The sequence below is a fragment of the Methylobacterium soli genome, from assembly GCF_008806385.1.
In the GTDB taxonomy this organism is placed as follows: domain Bacteria; phylum Pseudomonadota; class Alphaproteobacteria; order Rhizobiales; family Beijerinckiaceae; genus Methylobacterium; species Methylobacterium soli.
Genome location: NZ_VZZK01000051.1, coordinates 1 through 21,444, shown reverse-complemented (window position 1 = coordinate 21,444; position 21,444 = coordinate 1). Strand labels below are relative to the sequence as shown.

Sequence of the window (21,444 nt, the reverse complement as noted above, 5' to 3'; positions counted from 1 at the left end):
CGGCCAAGCCGCGTCGAGGCGGCGCGCAACCCGTCGATCGCTTCGGCACGGGGTGAACATCAATGTTCACGCCGTCCCGGCCCTCGGGCCCATTGCATCGACCGATGCGCTGTCCCGAAGCTTCTGAGCAAAAATGCGTCTACTTCAAGTGCCCGAAGACCACAGGCCGGTCGGAACTTGCGCCGACTTGCCGGCGTGGCGCCAAGACTGTCCGGAACCGGACCGTGGCCGGGCGCCCGCGATCAGCGCAGGAAGCCGATGGCGACCGGCACCAGGATCGCGGTCAGGAAGGCGTTGAGCCCCATCGCGATGCCCGCGAAGGTTCCGGCGACCTCGCTGACCTGGAAGGCGCGGGCGGTGCCGACGCCGTGGGCCGCGAGCCCCGCCGCGAATCCGCGGGCCCGCATGTCCTCGATCCGCAGGAGGTTCATCATCGGGGTGACCAGGATCGCCCCGGTGACGCCGGTGATCATCACCAGCACGGCCGTGAGGGTCGGGTCTCCGCCGAGCGCCTCGGAGACGCCCATGGCGACCCCGGAGGTCACCGATTTCGGGCTCAGCGACACGATCACGGGGCGCGGCACCCCGAGGAGGCTCGCGAGCCCGATCGCCGATCCGAGCGCGATTCCGCAGCCGATGGTCAGCGCGGCGAGCATCGGCACGAGGGCGCGCATCACCGTCGCCCGGTGCTCGTAGAGGGGGAGCGCCAGCACCACGGTGGCGGGCCCGAGCAGGAAGTGCACGAATTGCGCGCCCTGGAAATAGGTGGCGTAGGGGGTGCCGGTCAGCGCCAGCACGCCTCCGGTCAGCACGATCGCGATCAGAACCGGGTTGGCGACCGGGTGGCGGCCCGTCGCCGCCGCGATCCGGTCGGCCAGCAGATAGGCCGCGAGGGTCACGGTGAGCCAGAGGAGCGGCGTGTGGGAGAGATAGACCCAGACCGCGAAATCGCCGCTCACCGGGCCCGCTCCGGCGGCGTCCCACCGGGCGGGGGCGGCGCCATCAGGCGCTGCACCGCCAGGAAGGTCAGGACCGTGGCGAGCAGCGCCGCGGCGGTGGAGACGAGGAGCACGAGGGCGAGCTTGGCGCCCTGCGCTTCCAGGACGTCGAGGCGCCCGACGATGCCGGCGCCGGCCGGCACGAACATCAGCGAGAGATTGGCGAGAAGCCCCTTGCCGGTGCGTTCCAGGGTGCCGTCCGTCAGGGGCGCCGGCAGCCATCGCGGCACGAGGCGGGGCCCGCGGTCGCGCAGGACCAGGAAGCCGAGCATCAGGGCCATCCCGAGGACCGGGCCCGGCACCGGGAGCGCGCAGGCCCGCGCGATCCCCTCGCCGAGGAGCTGCGCGAGCAGGATCAGGGTCAGGCTCGCGATCACGCGGCGGCCCCGCTCACGCGCCCACGCCCCGGCCCGCCGGATCGCCGCGGGTGCCCGCGAGACCCTCGCCGCGGGCCCCCGCGATGGCGCCGTCGTCGAAGCCGAGAAGCTTGCCGAGGCGCCAGACCAAGGCCTCCTCGAACTCGTCCACGGTCCCGTCCGCGCCCGCCACCGACCAGGCCATGGCAAGGAGCTTGCGGCGCTCGTCCCCGTCGGCATCGCGCCCGATCCTCTCGACCAGCATGGCGATGTCCCGCGTCTCCGCGTCGAAGGCCGAGGCGCGGGCAATCAGGGCATCGGCCGCCTCCGGGGTCGCGGCGTAGCGCCCCCGCACCAGGCGGGCGAGACGCTCCGCCTCGGCCGGCGCCAGCACGCCGTCGACCCGGGCCACGTGGACGAGAAGGGCCGTGGCGGCCAGGTGCTCGTCGTCCTCCACCGCCTCCGTCCGGGGCGCGATCCCGAAGGCATCGGCGGCATAGGCCCGCAGGCGAGCGATCAGCGACATGAGGGCCTTCCCGGTGAGGCCCCCACCCTTCTGCCACCCTCGCCCGCCGTCAAGCGGCGCCGGCCCCCCACGACCGTCATCGCGCCCCGGCGTGGCCCGCCTGCATCGGATCGCGGCGCCCGCATCACGAGGCCCTGCCGGCCATCGACGCCGGCCATGCCTTGCCAAGACGAACCCGGCCGGATATGAGCCTCACCCGAACGATCCGCCGCGCCCCACACGCCGTCGCGATCGCGCCGCAATAGCTCAGCTGGTAGAGCACCTCATTCGTAATGAGGGGGTCGGGGGTTCGAATCCCTCTTGCGGCACCATTTTCTCCCTTCTTGTACAATGCCTTATAGAGCCAGCTCAATAAGGGCCTAGGGTCGGAGCCTTTCTCGGTGACCACTGGGTGACCACGCTCGAGAAGCTCGGCTCTCCGCAAATGGTAGCTTTGTCGGTTGTGGCAGGCGCACATCGTGAGTCGAGTCAGTCCGTTCGAACTTACGCAAGCGAGCCCTGATCTCTGCTCATGCCTTCGATGAAGTAGAGCTTCCGCGGTGTGACGTCGCAGTGGAAGATCAGCCCGCGAACCGTTTTCGCCTCCCCACGAAGAGGAGTGAATGAGAGCAGTTGGCGAGTTCGCGGGAAGTACTATCTGATACCAACTTTCATTGATTAGAACCCATGGGCCCAGGCGCGTCGTCCGATGGACACGGTGTGCTAGGGCTCTCGATGAGCCTTTGCCAAGCATGGCAGCAGTGATCGGCAATGTCGGCGTAGGAGGCGTAGATCCGGTTAATGAGCCAGTTCTGCCGTAGGAACTGCCACACCGCCTCGACCGGGTTCAGTTCAGGCCAGCGCGCCGGTAGCAGCAGCAGGGTGAGATTGGCGGGTACGGCAAGTTTCTTGGCAGGTGCCATCCCGCCTGATCAAGGGGCAGGACGGCGTGAGCGTCGGGGGCGACAGCTTGGGCGATTTCGGCCAAGTGGTGGCTCATTGCCCTGGTGGTGGATCGGGGCATGTCCAGACCGGCGCCTTTACCCAGGGCCGGACAAATTGCCCCGAAGATGTAGGCAGATTCGGTGCGCCAATCCTTCGGGGCTGCGGGTCGTGTGCGGCGGCGGGCGCAAGCGCCGCCTGATCGTTTTCTTCTGGCCGACGCGCGCTTCGTCCGCGAACCAGACCTCTACGGGCTTGCTGCCTGCGGCTTGCGCGATCTCCGCCAGACGGGCGGGGAAATTTTATTAAAAGCAACAGCCGCTTGCAGATCCTGGACATGATGGCGGGGCCGCGCCGAGAGTTTGCGAAAGCCTATGGCGCGCAGAACCCGGCTGAGCGTCTGCTCGGAGATTGAGACCCCGTGGTCCTCAAACAGGATCTGAGCCAGATCGACCAAGCGCCAACGCACCACACCGTGGGCAGCTGGTGTCGGACCTTGCTCCACCATGGAACCCGCGGCACGCCGCTTGGTCTTCTGCTGAAAAAGCGCTTTGAGCTTTCCGAAGGCCTGCTCAATTGGGTTGGGATCAGGGCTGTAGGACGGCAGGTAGAGCAGCCTGGCTCCCGCGGCCTCGATCGCGTCCTGCACGCCGGCCACCTTGTGGGCTGGCAGGTTGTCCATGACGACGATGTCACCAGGCTGCAGCACTGGGATCAGGGTGTCGGTGACGTAGCTGCGGAAACGCGTGCCGTTCGTGGGTCCATCAAGCAGCGCGGTGGCACACAGCCCGCTCGTGCGCAGGGCGGCCGTGACGGTCGTGGATTTGTAATGCCCCCACGGGGCGGCGAGCCGGCAGCGCTCGCCGCGTGGCGCCCAACCGTAGCGTCGCGCCATGTTGGTGGCTGCGGCCGTCTCGTCCAGGAACACCAGTCGATCCGGATCGAGCTCGGGCTGCGCCTCAAACCAAGCTTCGCGGGCAGACCTTACGTCCGCACGCTCCTGCTCAGCTGCATACGTCGCCCCCTTTTCCAGGTGATCCCATGCCGCTGGAAGAAGCGCGACAGGCCGCTCGTGCTGGTCTGCACGCCCGTAATTACCCACGCATTTGATGGCAGGGTTCAAGCGCCGATAGTTTTGAGGATGGCGCCGAAGGAACTGCTGCCTGTGAGGCGCGCGGTATCGACGACGGTGCGGATGGCGGCCTCGCCCTCGGCGGCCCACATGGCGCGATAGCCGTTGGTCACCTTCCGCTGCACGACAGCCGGACGAAGCAGCCGCTCGGAGCCGTTGTTGGTCGGCTCGACCTTTCCAGGGTGGGCAAGGAAGACCAGGAGCTGATCGCGCGCACGACTGATCTTGGCCTGCAGGTCGCGGGTTAGGTCACAGCGGCTCGGCGTGGTCAGGATGGCGCCGAGTTGCCGATCCAAGGTCCGGCACTTGGCCGACAGCGTCGCGGCGGCCAAGTCGGTGACGCGCTCGGCCAGGGCGAAGACGCTCTGCAACCAGAGTTGCAGGCGCCAGGGGACGGGATCGTCGCTCGCCTCGACGACATAGGCGACATCGCGCGCCGGATGAGCCAGGCAGGTCTGGTGCTCGGCGGCATGGCCCTGTTGGGCGGTGTAGCGGTCGGAGATCCACACCGCGGGCCGGTGCCCGTCCATCATCTCGCGCACCACGACAGCACCGCGCGTCGGCGAGGCGGTGTGCACCACGGCTTGCGCCGAGTGGAACAGCCAGTGGTAAGCGTTCGAGCCCTCGATGCGCACGCCGGTCTCGTCGCAGGCGACGACCTCAGCCTTGCGCAGGGTCGCGATGGCCGCGTCACGACCGGCACGGAAGCAGCCTTGCGCGCGGCGGAGCAGGTTCATCAGCCCGCCTTGGCTGAGGGTGAGGCCGAACAGGTTACAGATGTGGACGGCCCCCACTTGTCAGGATGTAGCAGCTTTCTGACCTGATCGCTTGCTCTCAGATGTCCGGCCTGTTCGCGCGGGCGAAGCCCGCTGGCCAAGATGGTGTTCGCTACGCGCGCTCCAAGCACATCGGCGACCTGATAGGTCAGTGTAACCTTCGGAAGCTCACGCGTATCGACCGACCGGTCATACCATCTGCTGCGTCCTGCAAGTTCCTGGGCGATCCGCCGAGCAGCCTCGCTCGCCGGCGCCGGTCTCGGGTCAGGTGGGCATGGCGGCTCGCGGCTGGCTGTAGACGCCGCCGGTGACCATCAACCGCCACGCGATGCGGGCGAACTTGTTGGCCAGCGCCACCGCCACGAGCTTGGGCGGCTTCCGCTCCAGCAGTGCGGCGAGCTACGCCGAAGGCTTATGACGGCCCTTGCGGATGTGCCTCAATAGGGCGGTCGCGCCGACGATCAGCGTCGAGCGCAGCGCCGAGTCCCCAGCCTTCGTGATGCCGCCGTGTCTCTGGCGGCCGCCAGTCGAGTGATCCTTCGGCGTCAGCCCGATCCAAGCCGCGAAGTCACGGCCGGACCTGAACGTCTCTGGCGGCGGAGCCTTCATGCTCAGCATGGTCGATCCGATAGGGCCAACGCCGGGGATCGTCGCGATCCGTCGGCTCACGTCATCCTCGCGATGCCACCGCATCAGCTTGGCCTCGATCTCTTCGAGGCGCGCCTCGACGGCGGCGTACTCCTTTGCCTGGAAGCGGAAGAGTTCCCGCGCCATCTCGGGCAGGGTCTCGTCCTCCAGCACGCGCTTGATGAGCGCATTGACGTTCTGCCGGCCGGCAGCTCCGACGATGCCGAACTCCGCCGCATAGCTCCTGAAGGCGTTCGAGAGCTGCGACTTAACGCTGACCAAGCGCTCCCGCACGCTCATCAGCATGCACGCCGCCTGGCGCTCCTTCGACTTCACGGGCACGAAGCGCATGCTCGGCCGAGTGACCGCCTCGCAGAGAGCCTCGGCGTCGGCCGCGTCGTTCTTCCCGCGCTTCACGTAGGGCTTCACGTAATGCGGAGGGATCAGCCTCACCTCGTGGCCGAACGACTGGAGCAGGCGCGCCCAATGATGGGAGCTGCCGCACGACTCAATGGCGACCAGGGCCGGCGGCAGACGCTCGAAGTAGCGGACCATCTCGGTACGCCGGAACTGTCGGCGGACGACCACGAGCTCGTTCTCGTCAACGCCGTGGAGCTGGAAGACTGACTTGGAGGTATCCATGCCGATGCGGACGGGACAGTTCACTGGACGCTCCTCTCATCTGGCTGAAACGCCAAAGCGCTATCAAGCCGTTGGGATGAGAGGCCGTCCACACCAGCACAACGCTGCCTGCAGCCGCTCGTAGGACAAGGCCTGAAAGGTCTTGAGGTACGTCGCCACCGCATGCAGCCGCGGACCGAAGGGCGTGCCGCGCGCCGCCTCCGGCACCGGTGCGACAACCCGCTCCCCGCAGCTCGGGCAACGGACCGCGAGCCGGCGGTGCTGCGTCACGATCGGCGTCACCTCAGGCAGCTCGATCCGCTCGCAGACGCTGACGACCTGCGCCGGAAGAGCGGCGTGTAGGCTGGCGCCGCAGCACGCGCACGCCTCGGGACGATGCTCGACGAGCGTATCGGGATCGTCGCTCAGCACCCGGCTGTGACCCTCGTGACCGGGCTTGGCGCCGCCAGGCTTGGAGTGCTCGCGCTGATCCTTGCGATCCGTCGCGGGCGGCTTGGACGAGGTGCGCGACGTCTTCTCCGGTCGCTGCAGCCGCAGCACCAGCTCGATCAGCTCCTCGCGGCTCAGCCGTTCCAGTTCGCTTCGACCCATCCCACGAAGGAATCAGCGAAATTCGACCCGCGCAAGAGCCGACCTGCGCAAGAGGCAAGCCTGGCTCGGCAGGAGCGCAGCCGCAGGCGTCCAACCGACGACCAATCCACCCCGTGGGTAATTACGCACGCCCTGCTCAGCCAAACGGTCGCGCAGCTCGCGCAGGAAGAGACGCGGCTTCTGCTTGGAGGTCGCAAGGATCAGCGCGGCACGCGCCTCAATCCGCTGCGAGGTGTGATCACCGCCTATCGGCTTCGGCGCGAGTTGCTTCTCTTGACGAAAACGCTCCGACCAGCGGCTGGCGCTCGACACGCTGACCCCGAAGCGGGCCGCGGCGCGGTGGCAGGAGGCACCTGCCGCAACGGCAGCAACAACACGCTCGCGCAGGTCCACAGACAACGGGGAAGGCATGGGCAAGCTCCTTCACCCGTCAACGCGCCACACGCAAACCCGTCTCAAGCGGCGCGGGACCGGCTCTAAGACGCTAAAGCTTAGCGATAGCATCGCCTATGTTGGCCCATCCTGCCAAACGTTGCAGGCTGCGCTTAGCTACTGTGAACTAACAACTGCTAAGCCAAGAGTAGTACTTGACACCGAAACATAAGCCAGATCAGCTGCATTTCAAACTTTGCCACTTGTCAGGATGGAATGCGGCAAAATGAATGTACTTATTCCTGAGGGATATGAACCCGTAAGACCGGCGATTTTGCGCCTGGCAGTAAACGCGCTTACATTCACAAACTCCGACTGTCCCGTCGACGCAGGAATTGGAACCGCAAATGATGAGTGCATTCGATGTGCAGCTTCGTTCTTTGGTTACCAAGTCTCCACTGAAGACCGAGAACATTTGGATTTCATGGAAATTTACGCAGGGATCAATGAAATCCCGGTAATGAAATCATTGCAGTTTTTTGACATGATATCTCTAATGGCGAGAATGCATGCGCGCTTTCACTTCAACAATAACCCAGACTTAGTTGTGGCGTTGGGGTCTGACGGAAGCCTGCTGCCAATCCCTGCTTCGTATTGGCTCACCAATGATGCAGACATCGCTCTTCACCTACATTTCCGTACTAACATAATTTTCTCCGATGGGCGAGCAGGTGAGGACATTTTAGTGAATAAATCCTGGAGCTCCACAGGTTTCGGCATAAATATGAACAATAAACGTTATTATAGTTCAGATCAGTCTAGTGCAAGCGAATCGTCTGAGGGCTATCTCTCTCCCCCCTTGCGTTTGATGATGCAAGCGAGCCGTGCGCTCCAAGTTGATGAAAGTCGGCGCATCGGAAAAAAGTCGATTGAACATTATATTTCAACACATTGGTCAAGTGATTGCGGCAAGCTTTCAGAAGCGAAGGTGGGCTACATGGCTACACTTCTGCGCCCGCCGGATCAAGAGAAGGGTGGCAATCTTCCTCAGAGATGATCGGTTCTGTCAGCAGAGCGGTTCACAGCCGATCCTAATTTATCAGGCCGCGAGGAAGAAATGGCGGCGGAGCTGATTGATGTCAGGATGATTGCACATGGATCGCTTGAACAGCTCGAGCCGGCTCGCCTGCCCCTCGGCTTACCCTCTGCTCTACGATAGGCGCAGGCTGGCACCGATGGCGACTCCGTCCTGACTGCGGCTAGCGGTAGAGCGCTCGTCGACCCCGCATACCGCGACCACGCACCTCATTCAGCCACGCGTGAAAGGCCGCGATGGCGTTGGGGCTAGCCTGTACGCCCCCCTTGCGGCCGCCCGAAGTCGACGAGCCTCGCCGCCTCGCCATCCTGCAGGCCCTACCCGACCTGTGCGGTAGCCTCGATATCAAGATTGTTCGGCTCGCGCAGGAGATGCCACGACCGCTGTTTCGCCGAAGGGACAGGTGGACGTGAAGTCGAGGCGGCCAGGGCTTCTGCCGACAGTACCCGCAGGCACCGGATTGCAGCCTTGGCCGGGTGGATGCGCTGCCCGGACAGCCAGCGCCCGACATGCTTCACGGTGCCGGGAAAGCCGAAAGCATGAACCTCTCACCATCGCCAGAGGTGCATGGCGTTCTCGCTGCATTCTCAGGCAAACGTGCAGTTGGTCGAGATGGGGACCGAGAATGCCCTGTTCCGGACGACCCCCGGCCGTAGCGTGGGAAGCGCCCGGCGAAGTCGCGCTCGCACCCCGCGGGCGAGCTAGGCCGATCACGCGATCGATCCGCTGAAGCGACCCGGACCCGCAGCAGCCACGGACCGCGTCAACGGTGCCCTCCGGAAGTAGAGCGAAAACTCGCGAGCGAAGCCATTCCAATCCTCCCACTTGGGAATTTGTTCTGCGCCGACGTGTACGAAGCCGAGTAAGCAGCCGATCTCACAAACACATTCTGCGCCCTCGGATGAAAGCACAGAGCCCAATTTACGCGAATGTTCAGCCATTTACCTACGCTGATCGTAGGCTTGAACCCGAACCAGCAAACCGTTCGGACGTTCCCAGCGGGCGTCAATGCCGCCAGTCTCCGAAGCGCGCCGGGCATTTCCCGGCTAAGTCGGCGGAGATTCAATATGCACTACCCGCAAGAACCACCTCTCACACGGACTCAGGCAGCTCAGCGGACTGGGATCGCACCAGCAACCCTCGCTAAACTCGCCATTTCCGGTGGCGGGCCACCGATGATTAAGCTTGGCCGCTCCGTCCGCTATCGCTCCTCGGACCTTGAGCAGTGGCTGGCCAGCCGGATAGTCGCGTCTACGACTGAGGCCCAGGCTCGCGGGCTTCATCGCATATCCGGCAGACTGAGCTCAGCCTGAGGTCCTTGCCAGCCCAAATCCGCAGCCGAACAGATCTGATGCGGGCTTACAGTCATAATCGACAGCTAAACTCTTTTATACGAGAGCATGTTCTGATTAAACGAGGGCGTATTCCCTTTATGATATGCTCTTAAAACCTAAATCCAAAAAGACTACATCGAAGGCATCTGCGCATCGGAGCCTGCCAAATTACACAAGCGGCGTTCTTATGATGTTCAGAGAGGATCAACAAACTCGCAAAGGTGAAGGTTACATGAACGATCAGGAAAATACCAGCCGTGATGCACATCCCAAGAAAACTCAAGTCACAGATGCGATCCTTGTGCGCAGCCCGTGGGCCACGTGCCTGAGAAGCGTGCCGATGCTAGGGCGCTTTGGCGCCGTAGTGCGTTCCGAGGAGCACGGACAGCCAACATCGATCACTCAAATCGCTTCGCCGCCACTGGACGACGATGACGGCGATTACTTGCCGACTGACGAAGAAATGAAGATTGCTTTGGCGATCAGTCGCAATGCCGAAGGTTATGTGAATGCACACAAAGATGGCGCGGGGAGCAGCAAGGAAGCTGTACGTTGCTACGCCAAACTCGCAGAAGCTATAGCGAGGGCAGATGCCGAAGCTATCGGGGCTGCTTATCCGGGGAAGTTTCGTGCACTCACATGCCTGGCCCCCGACTCGGAAGCAGCCGCGGTTGCTATCCAGATGATTACGCAAAGCATTGGGCGCGCGACTAGAGTAGAAGTAGAGCGCCTCAAGAAATTCTATGCCGAGTACGGATACGCGAGGGACATTGAATTGCCCTTCGACGGAATGTTCGCCGCTTATGCACCTGAGCTCAAGAGCTTCCAGCAATCGGTGCTCGACGAAGTTTCTCACGGAGAGCAAGCTTACGACGCCGGCATAAAGGAGAACGCTGAGTTTCTGGGATGCTCTGAGAGGACGGCTGAAGAGCTAGCTTTACTCAGTATGTTCTTTGGCAATCTGGAAGAAAGGCTCGCGAGGATTGAGGCAGAGCTAGCGGACGAATAGGCCCCTGAACTAGACTCTAAGTGCGCCAGATCTCGGACACGCTTACTATGCATTTCTGCAACGTAGTGAATGCTAGCGTGCCCCTCTGGCGCATTTAGACAGCTTCAGCAGCTCGCCTGGTTTGGTGTCAATTCGACCGTCGCTGAGCTTTGTTCAGCGAAGGTGAGCGAGTGGCTGATGCTAGCATCTCGCACAGGCTGAGAGGCTGAGCAATCACTGGAAATAAGCCGGTGGAGAGGGCCCACGGAAGCCCTCGTGGGTCAGCCGCGATATCCCACCTTCCAGCATTCTCAAAAAAGCGATGAGCCATATTCTTAAAGTGAACGCTTTGGCGGGTGCGGGAAAGACGTATTCCGCAGTCCGGCACGCTCGTTCGCTTGCCGCAGCTGGGCAAGCGGTGATTTTTGTCCTGCCGACACTGAGCCTCTGCGGTGAGGTTGAGGTGGCTCTGCGCAGCCTTACTCCGACGGTGATTGTTGATGTAATCCATAGCGCAGTTGCGGGATCGGTCGTCCAGGCGGTGCTGGCCGCTCTGAGCCAAGGACCGCAGAATGGCCGAATCCTCGTCGTGACGTGGTCCGCCTTTGTGAGGCTGCCGTTCTTCCCAAATCGGGGAGCATGGACCGTCTTCATTGACGAGATCCCGCAGATATACAGTGCTATTGAGGTTATTGCTCCCGAGACCCACACGTACCTGACTGACCATATAGAGTTGCGGCCAGAAGGGCCGCAATACGGTCGAGTCGTAGTGAAGAGCCCTTCGGCTTTGAAGAAGCTGGCTGACCCGGAGGACGCGGCTCTTCAGGTCTTCGCTTCGACTGCGAGGAGTCTCCTGTCGCCGAACCTGAGCGGCTACGCCAGCATTGCCAGCTACGAGGCCCTTCTGAGGGGAAACGGGAAGAAGCTGACGCTCTTTTTTCTGCTCCGCCCGAAGGTGCTCTTTGGGTTCAAGAGGGTGACAATCCTTGGCGCCAACTTCCACAACTCGCTGCTGTATAAGATCTGGTCAGCTCAAGGCATCCAGTTTGTTGAGGACGCCGCCTTGGCTAAGCGGCTCCGCTACAAGGAACATGCCAATGGTCAGCTCATCCGGATCTACTACGCCACCGAGCGCCACTGGTCGAAACGACTGCGTGACCAGAACGATAGGAGGATGCTCAAGGCCATCGCCGCATCGGCAGCTGTTGTGGTGGGCGGCGAGCCCTTCGTTTGGATCGCTAACAAGGATGTGATGGACATAGGGCTGTTTCACGGTCATCCAGCCGAGCCATTGCCTCAGGTGTCCCATGGCCTGAACAGCTACTCGCACTTCGACAACATCGTGTATCTGTCCGCCCGGCTTCCGCCCCCGGACCAGTATCGGTTCCTGGGATGGAGGGGGGCCGATCCCGAGGCTGTGAGGCTAGCGGTCCACCAGGAGGCGGTCTACCAGACGGTCATGCGCTGCTCAATCCGGGATCCTGACAGCCGGAGCATGAAGAAAATTGTCGTTCCTGACCGCTCCTCGGCCGAGCATCTTCAGGCCCTCCTTCCGGGCTCGACGGTGCAGAAGCTCGACACTGGAATGGATGAGTCCGCCGTTCGGAAGCTCCGTGGTCGCAAGCGGCGCTTCGACGACTCCTCGGCCCGAAGCCGGGCTCACCGAGCCCGGCGTAACGCGGAGATCTCTCGGCTCGCTGCCATGATGACGGCCGAGCCGAATGAGATCACAACCATTGGGGAGGATGTCGCCTCCTCATGGGTTAGATCTGGCCATCAGAAAAGGTGCAGCGGAAATCCTCTAGAAGAGAAATACAAGAAAAACGTTGCGCAAAAATCCAGAGGTTCCCTCTTCCCCCACCTGAAAGCGACTCGCCCTATTGCGGTTGTGCCCGAAATGGCCGACGATATCTTCATCGCTGCCCTCAAGAAGGCTCACAAGGAGAAGTTTCTTCAGAAGGAAGACAATCACCTTATCTGTCCGGCAGTATTCGACTTGATGCTGTCCGGAACGACGACCCGAGGACTGGCCAACGTCCTCTACGCAAATGGAGTCTGGATCGATGTTGACGCCGGTGACATGAACCCGAAGGATCTTGCCGCTATCTTTCCTCAACTTCGGATTGTGGTCTTTAACAGCTTCAGCAGCACCAAGGCGCAGCCTCGTTATCGGGTCCACATCCCGACAACCCGAACTGTTTCTGCGGCCGAGTACGGCTCGATCGTGGACCAGTTCATTCAAGTGGTCCGGGACTCCGGCTTCTCCTTGGCCAAGAGGGATCCGGCCCGGCCGCAACTAAAGGCTCACGGCGTCGACATGACTAAGCGTCACGCCGCCTCACTCTTTTACTTGCCGTGCCAGCCTGGGGATCGATCAGGTAAAATCTGGAAGGACTTCCGGGGCGGGATCAGGAAGCCTCTGAATGTTGACGACTGGCTGGAACATGCCATTCCCGTCGAGACTGCAGACTATGAGGCCGAGCCAATCCAGCACCAATCAGCAGGCCGGACGTTCGAGCAACCGCCCGTTGATCAGGCCAGGGTCGACCAGGCGTTGCAAAGGTGGAATGCCATTGGGGTGCTGCCGGGGCACGGCGATGCGGAGCTGTACTTTCTTAGCCAGGAGCTCAGGCGAGCCCGGGTTTCCTTCTATGAAGCCGAGCAGATGCTGCTCGCAGCCGCACGGGCCGCAAGCTCGCCGCAGGATCGATTTCGACAGGCCAAGGCAATCCTGCGTGCAGGACGGCGTTCTTGGTCGACATGACATTCTGGCAAAAAGTCGCGCGTTCGGAGTTCACATAGCCCTCGCCTCATAAGTTGCTGAGGCGCGGTTTCCGAACGCGTTGCTAAAGGCATCGGGCGCTGTTGCGTCAACTTTGTGCTCGTCTGGCTGTGTAAACGGAACCGAGACAGTTCTCAATCTTCGATTTTATCTTAATATTGGAGAAATGTTGGTGAGTAGAGCAGAGGACGTTCGCTCGATCAGAGATCATGCTATCTTGCTCCTTACGACAGGATACATGACTGATGTCTCAGGCACTCCGCATTGCATGTGGAAGAACGAGCGCTTTCGGATCAGCCTTCTAACTCCGATCTCTCGGTGGGCAAGTCTGGATACGGACTATCTCCTGGACATCTGGGACGGCCGAAAGGTGCTCTCGGTGGGCTGGACGTCAGAGGCTCTTCTGGACATCCGTTCGTTCAAACGTGGTGCCTGGGAGGCAGCGTTCCTCGCCACGGCCGGTTGCATCTAACCTGCCGGCGGAAAGTGCCGCACGAACAGCCTCGTTCAACGAAACGTGGCCTTTTGCCTGCGGTCAGGGTTGCTCGAATGCTGCTCAAGCCTTGAAAAGGAAACGCTGGCGCGGGAGATTAACCCGTCTTATTCACCGGGCAGTGGCTTGCGGCGTGTTTTGGGCCGATGGCGCGCGGGATCGGGCGTCTGTTCTGACGCGTGTGGACCTGGATCGTTCTGTCAGCACTGGAGGGACGGGAGCGGGTTTGTGGGGGCATCACGGCCCCTTGGTTTAGCCAGGTGCTGGGGCGAGCGTGGTCGCGAGATGGCTCAGTAGGTCGGCCTCAGGACAGGCGGCGGCGAAGGCGAGGCGAACCCGGCTGGCGGTCTCGCGGATGCGGGCGCCGAGCTTCAGGAGGCGCAGCCGGAGCGTGGCGAACTCGGCCGTGGCGAGGCGGTGCGCTTTCGGGATGGCCTCACGCACGCTCAGCATCAGCCAGTAGGCCGCCGTGTGCAGGACGAGCCGCATCTGGTTGGCGGCGGGATGCCGGCACGAGGTACGGTCGGAGGCGAGCTGGCTCTTGTGGAGCTTGATCAGGTTCTCGGCCTGTCCGCGGGCACAGTACAGGTCGGCATAGAGCCATTCCGGCGTGCCGGTCGTGATGTTTGTGACGACATAGCGGATGTCGAGGCCGAGCCGGGTCGCCTCGATACGGGCGACGACGCGCCGCTCCTGCCGCCAGGATTTGGCCGCGTGCCGGGTCTCGGCAAAGCCCCGCACCGCGTCCTCGTTGTCGATGGCTCGCACAACTCTGATGTGATCGGCCGTCTGTTCCACCTTGGCCGCCAGCGCTTTGGTGCCGGTCAAACCGAAGACGTAAGCGACGCGGTTGTTCTCGCACCAGTCCATTGCCTCGGGCCGGCCGTAGTGGCCGTCGCCCCGGATGGTGATCGCGGTGTTGGGCCAATGACAGCGGATCGCCCGGACGAGGCGGCGCAGATGTCCACGCACTTCGCGGCCCGAGGGCGTCTTGCCCGGCCGCAGGATCATCGCGACCGGGCGGCTGGTGGCGGTGTCGTAGACGTGGATCGGCAGAAAGCAGCGCTCATCGTGATGGGCGTTGAACAGCGACAGTTGCTGCTGGCCGTGCACCACGTCGCACGTGTCGTCGATGTCCAGGGTGACGGCGTCGGGCGGGACGGGGTAGCTGGCGCAGTAGAGGTCGACCAGCACCCGCCCGAGCCGGATGAGGTCGCGCAGACCCGGCGTGTTCTCCAGCCGCGAGACGGTGGGCTGGCTCATCAGGTCGTGCCCGCTCTCGGGCAGGCGGCCGCAGGCGAGCTTGAAGGCGGGGTCGGCGCGCAGGTGGTCGAGGTCGTCCGCATCCTCATACCCGCAGGCAATCGCCAGGATGCGCGCCAGCAGGATCTCGGGCAACGGATGTAGAACCCGGCTGGGGTCACGACGGTCCGGGATCACAGCAGCGAGCTTGTCGGCAATGTCCCACCGCCGGGCGGCCTGGGCGAGCAGCAGGACGCCGCCATCCGAGGTCAGGCGTCCGCCATCGAAGGCGGCTGTGAGCTTCTTGCCCCGAACGGATGGAAACGCGAACGGGAGACACGTAGGATCGGACATGGCGGGCGTGGCAGGCTCGGTGCGATCTGAAGGCTTGGCGTCAGCACCCAATCCCTAAGCTACATCAATGCTTTATGCTACGCTCGCCACCCCAGATCCACCGTCCTCGTGAATAAGACGGGTTAAACTCAGGACGGGCGTTCCTCATATTCGTCCGGTAGCCGGACGCAGGCGCGAACGCATCCACTCCTCTTTTCGAGCTTTAAAATTGTTGCGTAGAAGAGAATGCCGACGAAGCGGCGGGTTCTATGCTAACTGACCACCGGCGCGTCTCAGAGCAGTCCGACCTCTCAAGCCGGTTAGAATGCTGAGCGTCACATGAGAGGTGTGTGAGAGCGGCGGAGCCTACTCGGCGCTGTCAGGCATTCCGTCCTTATCCGCGTAGCACAGCCTTCCCGGTCTAAGCACACCGTAAGGACTCGGTCATCCGTTCAGTAGCGGCGCGTCCGCCGGGCTTGCAGCGTCTCGGCAGAGCGCCCACGGTTTTCTTGATCGAGTCTCGCTTTGTGTCATTGAAATCTCATCATTGTGAATTGATATTAGTAGTTATGCGAATATAATTGTAAGTCGTGCCAATAATTGCAGATTAAGATCTTTTCGACGCTTATTAAATTTGTATATAATCCGGCTAATCGGTTTCTATGGTATCGGACATTTTGTCTTTTTGTTTGGGGCGAAATTTTCTATTGGCGTCTCCCTTGACGTGCTTGCCCTGCTCCCTCAATGTGGAGGCTGCGCGACCACCTATGCGCTGATTTCCCTCCGGGCGGTTTTCGCCTGACGGCATCTCCGAAGCTTGCTCGAGTGCCAATTTAAATCCGCGCTGGGATGACTCGAGCATTGATTTACCTAACGTCCGGCGGGGGGCGCGCTCATTTTCTAAGGTCGATCGGGTGACGAGACATGAGGCTTGTGAAGTGCTCGGCATCCCGACGGGTGCGCGGCAAGAGGAAATCAAGGCCGCCTATCGAGAGCGCGCCAAGCGGTATCACCCTGACTTGAGCGGAGGGGGAGCCGATGACGAGGCACGTTTTCGTCGGGTCCAAGAGGCATATGAGACGCTGTCGAAGGGTCACGGCCTCAGTCCCTGCGGCGAGGCCGGCCCGGGGGCCGACGAAGAAGCAGGATTCGACGATGATGATCTTTTCGAGAAGCTCTTCGGCCTCGATCCTGTGCGCCTCGTCCGCAAGTTCATGAAGCTTCACGACATTGAGATCCTGTTCGACGGCTCGATGCAGGTTCGGGCCGCTTCTCGGATGGCTCACAGCCGTATGGACATTGACGGTTGGCTTGCGGCGACAGAGTTCGATCCGCATCATGTGGTCGACGAAGTGATGCTCGACGTGCGGGTGAGGGTCCATAAGACCAAAAAAGGCGACATCGAGCGTGCTCTGCGGAAGATCACCCGTGAGGATCAGCAGCGTCGGCGGAACGTGGTTGTCAAGCCGCTCCTGTCGTCCGAGCTGACGGCGTCCGAGCGGGATCGGGCCGAAAGTGAGTGGATCCGGCTCATTTCCGGTGTGTTCGATGGCGATATGTCACTTGGTGTTGCCGTGATGAAGCATTTCATCTGGCAGGTTAAGCAGAAGCTGCTGGGCCGGCCTGTGAAGCATCACCTCATGCCGGTAATTTTCAGTCCGGTACAGGGGAGTGGCAAGACCACGTTCGTGCTGAAGTTCCTTGCCCCGCTCAAAGAGTTGGCGACCGATCCCGTGCTCCTGTCCGACTTTGCGGACAAACGCAGTGGCGACATTTATCGCTACCCTGTCGTTTTCATCGACGACGTGGATCGGATCGCCACGAAGCTGGTGCCGGTCCTGAAGAGCCTTGTGACGAGCGAGGGGCTTCGACGGCGCAAGTTAGGCACGTCTTACAGCGTCAAGCTGCGGCAACTGACCACCCCGATCGGGACAGCTAACGAGGCAGTCGACGACCTGATCGCGGACGAGACCGGCAACCGGCGCTTCTTCGGCCTACGCTTTCGCAATGGCGCTGTTGCGAAGGGTGGTGATCCAGCCGTTTGGGAGATCGTCGGCATGATCGATTTCGAGCTGCTGTGGCGCTCGGTCGACGCGTTCAGCCTCTGCCCGATCGAGCCCTACTTAGGCGACCTCGTAGCAGCGCAGGAGGCAGCGCGTAGGCCGGATGTTGTGGAAGCTTGGCTAGGTGCGCTGGACCTCACCTCAGATGAGGTCGCGAGCATCAGCACCAAGGCCGGAGTGAAAGCGAAGCCGCTGTGGGAACTGTTTAGCCGCCAGACCGGCAGCGGTCTGTCGCTCACGAAATTTGGTTTAGAGATGGCACATCACGCCGCCAATCCGGAGCTACCATTTGGACCGAAAGTCGCAACGATGTCGGGCACCTTTTACCCGATCAAGAAGGGGTAACCGCTGCTCGCGCGAGTGTTCATGGTGACCATGGTCACCATGGTGAAGTCGAACGGTTCAGCGGCCGACGATCGAAGAAGCACAGGGTCAGCGTGCGGGCGAACACCACGCTCGGCGGGATAATGGGGAGCGAAAGGTCGTGGGCGATCAGGCCTGTTGATCAGGACCCGGCTTGCGGGGCAATTAGTGCCCCTGCGCGGGGGAATTTGATGACAATCGCGGTCCAGGGCTCGGTGGCGGGCAAGATCGGCTTTGCCTCTCATCAGAATGCGGTGCCAGTGCTCGCCGAACTGGAGATCCGCAACGACGGATCGGAGACATTTCAGGACCTGAACGTTGAGCTGACTGCGGATCCGCCGTTCGTGGAGGCTCGGACGTGGCGCATCGACCGCCTCGTCGCAGGCACGTCCGTTCAGATCGCCGATCGTGACGTCAAGCTCAGAGCCAGCATTCTGGCTGAGCTCAACGAGGCTATCGCAGGGGTCGTCACGCTCCAGTTCACCTGCGCGGGCGAGGTTCTGGCCAGCCACGACTACCCGGTCGAGCTTCTCGGGCGGTCGGAATGGGGCGGTGCCTCGGCCATGTCCGAGCTCCTGGCTGCCTTCGTCATGCCGAACGATCCGGCGGTCGATAGGGTCCTCAAGGCGGCCTCCGACGTCCTGCGGCGCGCCGGCAAGAAGGATGGCATCGATGGCTACGAGGCGAAATCGCGAACACGCGTCTGGGAACTCGCCTCTGCCATCTGGTCGGCTGTGAGCGGGCTGCGGATCAGCTACGCGCTTCCCCCGGCGAGCTTCGAGGCTGAGGGGCAGAAGGTCCGAACGCCGGCCACCATCCTTGAAGGTCGTGTCGCCACCTGTCTCGACACCGCTCTCCTGTTTGCCGCTGCTCTCGAACAGGCAGGGCTGAACCCCCTCGTCGTGCTGACGAAGGGGCATGCCCTCGTCGGCGTCTGGCTTCAGCCGCAAGAGTTCGCAGCCCTGATTACCGATGAAGCGGCCGCTTTGCGCAAACGCATCGATCTCAGCGAACTCGCTGTCTTCGAGACCACCCTTGCGACACAGACCCATGCGCCGGGATTCAAAGCGGCCATCGATGCTGGGCGGCGTCAGATCGCTGAGGATCGCGACGGCGAGTTCGTGATGGCAATCGACATCCGCCGAGCACGGATGCGGCGCATTCGGCCGCTCGGTTCGGCCTCACCACGCGCTGTGGCGGAAACTGAAGGCGTGGCGGAGGCGATCACTCCACTGGAGGAGGCCCCTGCGCTGCCGGGCTTCGATGTTGAGGTTGCCACAGAGCTCCAGACCGCCGCCGACCGTATTGCCATGTGGCAGCGCAAGCTTCTCGATCTCACGACCCGTAACCGGCTCCTGAGCCTTCCCGAGGGCGCGAAGGCGGTCAGGCTGATCTGCCCGGATCCAGCACGCCTCGAGGATCGCCTGGCAGCGGGCAAGCGGATCCGGATCGTCGCCCTGCCCGATCTTGGGGCGGGTGGACGCGACGAGGACCTGCATCGGCAGCTGACCGGCGAAGGCCTTCGCGAGGAGTACGCACGGGCCGCGCTCGAGCGAGACGAGGTTCTCTCGACACTCGATGCGAAGAAGCTCGATGCTTCCCTCGTCGACCTCTACCGTAAGGCGAAGTCGGATCTCGATGAAGGCGGGGCCAACACGCTCTACTTGGCACTCGGCTTCCTCAAATGGCGCAAGTCCGAGTCGGATCTGGTCGACGGATTGGTGGGTCGACAAAGAGGGCTCTCTCGATCGCCTCGACGCCGCTTTGAGGATGCTGCTCAACCGCTCCCGCGAGAAGGAGACAGAAGCAGCGTCTGTGTCTGGTGTGCACGTGGGGGAGGAAGCTCCTCGAGAGTCATACAGCGTCGGCGATGATCCGGACTTGTGTATGGTGCGGGAACTCGTCGTGCTCGTATGATCTGACTTCCGCGAATGCACGCGGCCAGAGCCGTTGGCGCCGCGAGGCAGAATAATCACACGGAGGCACGCGCCGGTGCCGTCGACCTCGTCGTAAGAGGCCGTGATCGGGCAGGTGTGCTAGCCTGAGCTGGCACGGTGACGACGAAAGCCAGCGCAATCGCAATGAAGTGGGTCATAGGGCAATCCAGGTGGTCTGCATGGCCGGCGCGATGCCGGTCATTGATGCCCTGCCCCATGGTGTTTCCGCGGCCGGGCCGGCCTGAACAGGTGCGCGTCATGCGCGGATCAACTCAACGCCCATTACGGACACGACCGCAGCCTGCCGCCAGCGATAGAAGCGGCTCCAGACCGTCCCGATCGGTCCGTAGCGGGCCGGCAGATCCTCCCAGGGGGGCGCCCGTGCGCAAGATCCACAACGCTCAGTTCAAGCAATATCCGCAGGGCAGCGACGCGGCCGGTTAGTTGTCTCCCGCCAAGGAATAGGTTTCACGGGAATATTAGTTTGGGCGCTGCCTGCTGTACTATGCTTACGATGAAGTCGCTGACAGCCCGGATCTTACCGAGATCCTTCTGTGTTTCATGAGTGAGAACATACCAAGTTCGCGTTAAGTTAATCTCGCAGGGAAGCACACGCACGAGGTCGCTGTGCGGAAGCGCAATGAAGTATGGCAGCACACACAATCCGAAGCCACTTACAGTTGCATTGGCTTGGGCGATAATGCTCGAGCTCTGAAAGGTTGCGCTTACATCCTTTGAAACTTCCTCCAAATAATCAAGCTCGTTAATCGCAATGAGGTCCTCAATGTAATTCACAAATCTATGATCATGCAGATCAGAAATTTTCAAAATAGGTCTTGTCTTACGGATATATTCTTCTGACGCATACAGACCGAGGCTGTAATCGCTCAACTTTCTCCCTATTACGCGGCCATGGTCTGGCAACGTAAGTGACACGGCGATATCCGCTTCGCGGTTGGTTAGATTGAACACGCGTGGCATCGCAACAAGCTGAACCTCAAGGGACGGGAACCGGTCTGCCAAATCGGAAAGCCGCGGCGCCAGGAACATCGCTCCAAAGCCATCCGGAGCGCCGATCCTGACCGCGCCACTAACCAATGAATCGCGTCCGGCTATATCATCTTGCGCTTGCCTGAAGTGAGTTTCCATCAGTTCCGCTGATACGGCCAGTCGCTCGCCCGCCAAGGTCAACTTTGGTCCGTCGACATCGCGATAGACAATCTTCGAGCGGATCTGCTGTTCAAGATCGGATAGGTGCCGGCTGACCGTGGAGTGCTTCACGCCGAGGGTTTTGGCGGCGGCTGTGAATGTTCCCGCACGGGCGAATGCGAGAAGCGACCGGAGGTGGTCCCAATTCGTATCGTTTGGCATAGACCTGCTCAAAATTGCACAGCGAATGCGAAAAGATAGGGAGTTCCCGCCGCTTTTTGAACTGTTAGTCTCCTGGCCAAGAAAATAGGGAGGAGCGCGGCCATGCGCACGATCGGGCATTTCATGGGCGGCAAGACCGTCGAGGGCACCAGTGGGCGCTTCGCCGACGTGTTCAATCCGACCACCGGCGAGATCCAGGCCCGGGTCGCACTCGCGAGCAAGGCCGAGCTGCGCGCCGCCGTGGAGAATGCCAGCGCGGCGCAGCCCGCCTGGGCGGCGCAGAACCCGCAGAAGCGCGCCCGCGTGATGATGCGCTTCCTGGAGCTGATCCGGGCCGAGCACGATTCGCTCGCCGAGCTCCTCGCCAGCGAGCACGGCAAGACGGTGCCGGACGCCAAGGGCGACATCCAGCGCGGCGTCGAGGTGGTGGAGTTTGCCACCGGCATCCCGCACCTCCTCAAGGGCGAGTACACGGAAGGCGCCGGCACCGGCATCGACGTC

General features: G+C 62.1%; 12 protein-coding genes, 1 tRNA gene and 7 pseudogenes. 8 read left to right on the top strand and 12 right to left on the bottom strand.

Annotation, left to right across the window (positions count from 1 at the left end; translation table 11 throughout):
- Window positions 1-242: 242 nt before the first annotated feature.
- From F6X53_RS28615 to F6X53_RS28605, 3 genes are read right to left on the bottom strand one after another with little or no spacing between them, the layout of a single operon-like run.
- On the bottom strand, window positions 243-959 hold the full coding sequence (locus F6X53_RS28615) for an LrgB family protein (protein WP_151004769.1): 717 nt from the start codon (window positions 957-959) through the stop codon (window positions 243-245).
- Window positions 956-1,375 carry a CidA/LrgA family protein gene (locus F6X53_RS28610; protein WP_151004767.1) on the bottom strand — a complete coding sequence of 140 codons (420 nt, stop codon included), beginning with the start codon at window positions 1,373-1,375 and terminating at the stop codon, window positions 956-958. The genes F6X53_RS28615 and F6X53_RS28610 overlap by 4 nt, the downstream gene beginning before the upstream one ends.
- A 13-nt stretch (window positions 1,376-1,388) precedes the next feature.
- Window positions 1,389-1,880 carry a tellurite resistance TerB family protein gene (locus tag F6X53_RS28605; protein WP_151004766.1) on the bottom strand — a complete coding sequence of 164 codons (492 nt, stop codon included), beginning with the start codon at window positions 1,878-1,880 and terminating at the stop codon, window positions 1,389-1,391.
- Between the two features lie 235 nt (window positions 1,881-2,115).
- Between F6X53_RS28605 and F6X53_RS28600 the strand changes: the two genes are divergently transcribed.
- Window positions 2,116-2,191: transfer RNA gene (locus tag F6X53_RS28600), tRNA-Thr, on the top strand.
- 346 nt (window positions 2,192-2,537) lie between these two features.
- On the opposite strand, the pseudogene F6X53_RS28595 reads toward F6X53_RS28600, so the two are convergent.
- From F6X53_RS28595 to F6X53_RS28570, 6 pseudogenes are all read right to left on the bottom strand, one after another.
- Window positions 2,538-3,312, bottom strand: a pseudogene (locus F6X53_RS28595) (IS630 family transposase); the annotation flags it as partial.
- Between the two features lie 12 nt (window positions 3,313-3,324).
- Window positions 3,325-3,890: pseudogene (locus F6X53_RS28590) on the bottom strand (IS630 family transposase); the annotation flags it as partial.
- Between the two features lie 30 nt (window positions 3,891-3,920).
- Window positions 3,921-4,712 (bottom strand): annotated as a pseudogene (gene tnpC, locus F6X53_RS28585) (IS66 family transposase); the annotation flags it as partial.
- A 261-nt stretch (window positions 4,713-4,973) separates the two neighbouring features.
- Window positions 4,974-5,978, bottom strand: a pseudogene (locus F6X53_RS28580) (IS110 family RNA-guided transposase).
- A gap of 99 nt (window positions 5,979-6,077) precedes the next feature.
- Window positions 6,078-6,569: pseudogene (locus F6X53_RS28575) on the bottom strand (IS66 family transposase zinc-finger binding domain-containing protein); the annotation flags it as partial.
- 108 nt (window positions 6,570-6,677) lie between these two features.
- Window positions 6,678-6,980, bottom strand: a pseudogene (locus F6X53_RS28570) (helix-turn-helix domain-containing protein); the annotation flags it as partial.
- 247 nt (window positions 6,981-7,227) lie between these two features.
- Here F6X53_RS28570 and F6X53_RS28565 point away from each other — a divergent pair.
- From F6X53_RS28565 to F6X53_RS28550, 4 genes are all read left to right on the top strand, one after another.
- On the top strand, window positions 7,228-7,998 hold the full coding sequence (locus F6X53_RS28565; protein ID WP_151004764.1) for a hypothetical protein: 771 nt from the start codon (window positions 7,228-7,230) through the stop codon (window positions 7,996-7,998).
- Between the two features lie 968 nt (window positions 7,999-8,966).
- A complete protein-coding gene (locus tag F6X53_RS34130; RefSeq protein WP_425324710.1) occupies window positions 8,967-9,350 on the top strand; it encodes a helix-turn-helix transcriptional regulator in 384 nt (127 codons plus the stop codon).
- A 253-nt stretch (window positions 9,351-9,603) separates the two neighbouring features.
- Window positions 9,604-10,380, top strand: coding sequence for a hypothetical protein (locus F6X53_RS28555; RefSeq protein WP_151004760.1), 777 nt, complete (start codon window positions 9,604-9,606; stop codon window positions 10,378-10,380).
- Window positions 10,381-10,681: 301 nt separating this feature from the next.
- Window positions 10,682-13,123 carry a hypothetical protein gene (locus F6X53_RS28550; RefSeq protein WP_151004758.1) on the top strand — a complete coding sequence of 814 codons (2,442 nt, stop codon included), beginning with the start codon at window positions 10,682-10,684 and terminating at the stop codon, window positions 13,121-13,123.
- A 763-nt stretch (window positions 13,124-13,886) separates the two neighbouring features.
- Here the strand turns inward: F6X53_RS28550 and F6X53_RS28540 are convergent.
- Window positions 13,887-15,230 carry an IS1380-like element ISMpo3 family transposase gene (locus F6X53_RS28540; protein ID WP_151004756.1) on the bottom strand — a complete coding sequence of 448 codons (1,344 nt, stop codon included), beginning with the start codon at window positions 15,228-15,230 and terminating at the stop codon, window positions 13,887-13,889.
- Window positions 15,231-16,147: 917 nt separating this feature from the next.
- Between F6X53_RS28540 and F6X53_RS28535 the strand changes: the two genes are divergently transcribed.
- Together F6X53_RS28535 and F6X53_RS28530 are read left to right on the top strand one after the other, a co-directional pair.
- Window positions 16,148-17,617, top strand: a complete 1,470-nt coding sequence (locus F6X53_RS28535; protein ID WP_210386423.1) for a DnaJ domain-containing protein — start codon at window positions 16,148-16,150, stop codon at window positions 17,615-17,617.
- 209 nt (window positions 17,618-17,826) lie between these two features.
- Window positions 17,827-19,509, top strand: coding sequence for a DUF4011 domain-containing protein (locus F6X53_RS28530; protein WP_151004752.1), 1,683 nt, complete (start codon window positions 17,827-17,829; stop codon window positions 19,507-19,509).
- 355 nt (window positions 19,510-19,864) lie between these two features.
- On the opposite strand, the pseudogene F6X53_RS34125 reads toward F6X53_RS28530, so the two are convergent.
- Together F6X53_RS34125 and F6X53_RS28520 are read right to left on the bottom strand one after the other, a co-directional pair.
- A pseudogene (locus F6X53_RS34125) lies at window positions 19,865-19,970 on the bottom strand (transposase); the annotation flags it as partial.
- A 70-nt stretch (window positions 19,971-20,040) separates the two neighbouring features.
- Window positions 20,041-20,943, bottom strand: a complete 903-nt coding sequence (locus F6X53_RS28520; protein ID WP_151004750.1) for a LysR family transcriptional regulator — start codon at window positions 20,941-20,943, stop codon at window positions 20,041-20,043.
- Between the two features lie 102 nt (window positions 20,944-21,045).
- Between F6X53_RS28520 and F6X53_RS28515 the strand changes: the two genes are divergently transcribed.
- Window positions 21,046-21,444 (top strand): aldehyde dehydrogenase family protein (locus F6X53_RS28515; protein WP_151004749.1); only part of this gene is annotated, 399 nt, incomplete at its 3' end.

Coding starts and splice junctions, on each gene's coding strand:
- F6X53_RS28605 (WP_151004766.1), bottom strand. CDS start 1,880: ATGTCGCTGATCGCTCGCCTGCGGGCCTATGCCGCCGATGCCTTCGGG.
- F6X53_RS28565 (WP_151004764.1), top strand. CDS start 7,228: ATGAATGTACTTATTCCTGAGGGATATGAACCCGTAAGACCGGCGATT.
- F6X53_RS34130 (WP_425324710.1), top strand. CDS start 8,967: ATGTTCAGCCATTTACCTACGCTGATCGTAGGCTTGAACCCGAACCAG.
- F6X53_RS28555 (WP_151004760.1), top strand. CDS start 9,604: ATGAACGATCAGGAAAATACCAGCCGTGATGCACATCCCAAGAAAACT.
- F6X53_RS28550 (WP_151004758.1), top strand. CDS start 10,682: ATGAGCCATATTCTTAAAGTGAACGCTTTGGCGGGTGCGGGAAAGACG.
- F6X53_RS28540 (WP_151004756.1), bottom strand. CDS start 15,230: ATGTCCGATCCTACGTGTCTCCCGTTCGCGTTTCCATCCGTTCGGGGC.
- F6X53_RS28530 (WP_151004752.1), top strand. CDS start 17,827: ATGACAATCGCGGTCCAGGGCTCGGTGGCGGGCAAGATCGGCTTTGCC.
- F6X53_RS28520 (WP_151004750.1), bottom strand. CDS start 20,943: ATGCCAAACGATACGAATTGGGACCACCTCCGGTCGCTTCTCGCATTC.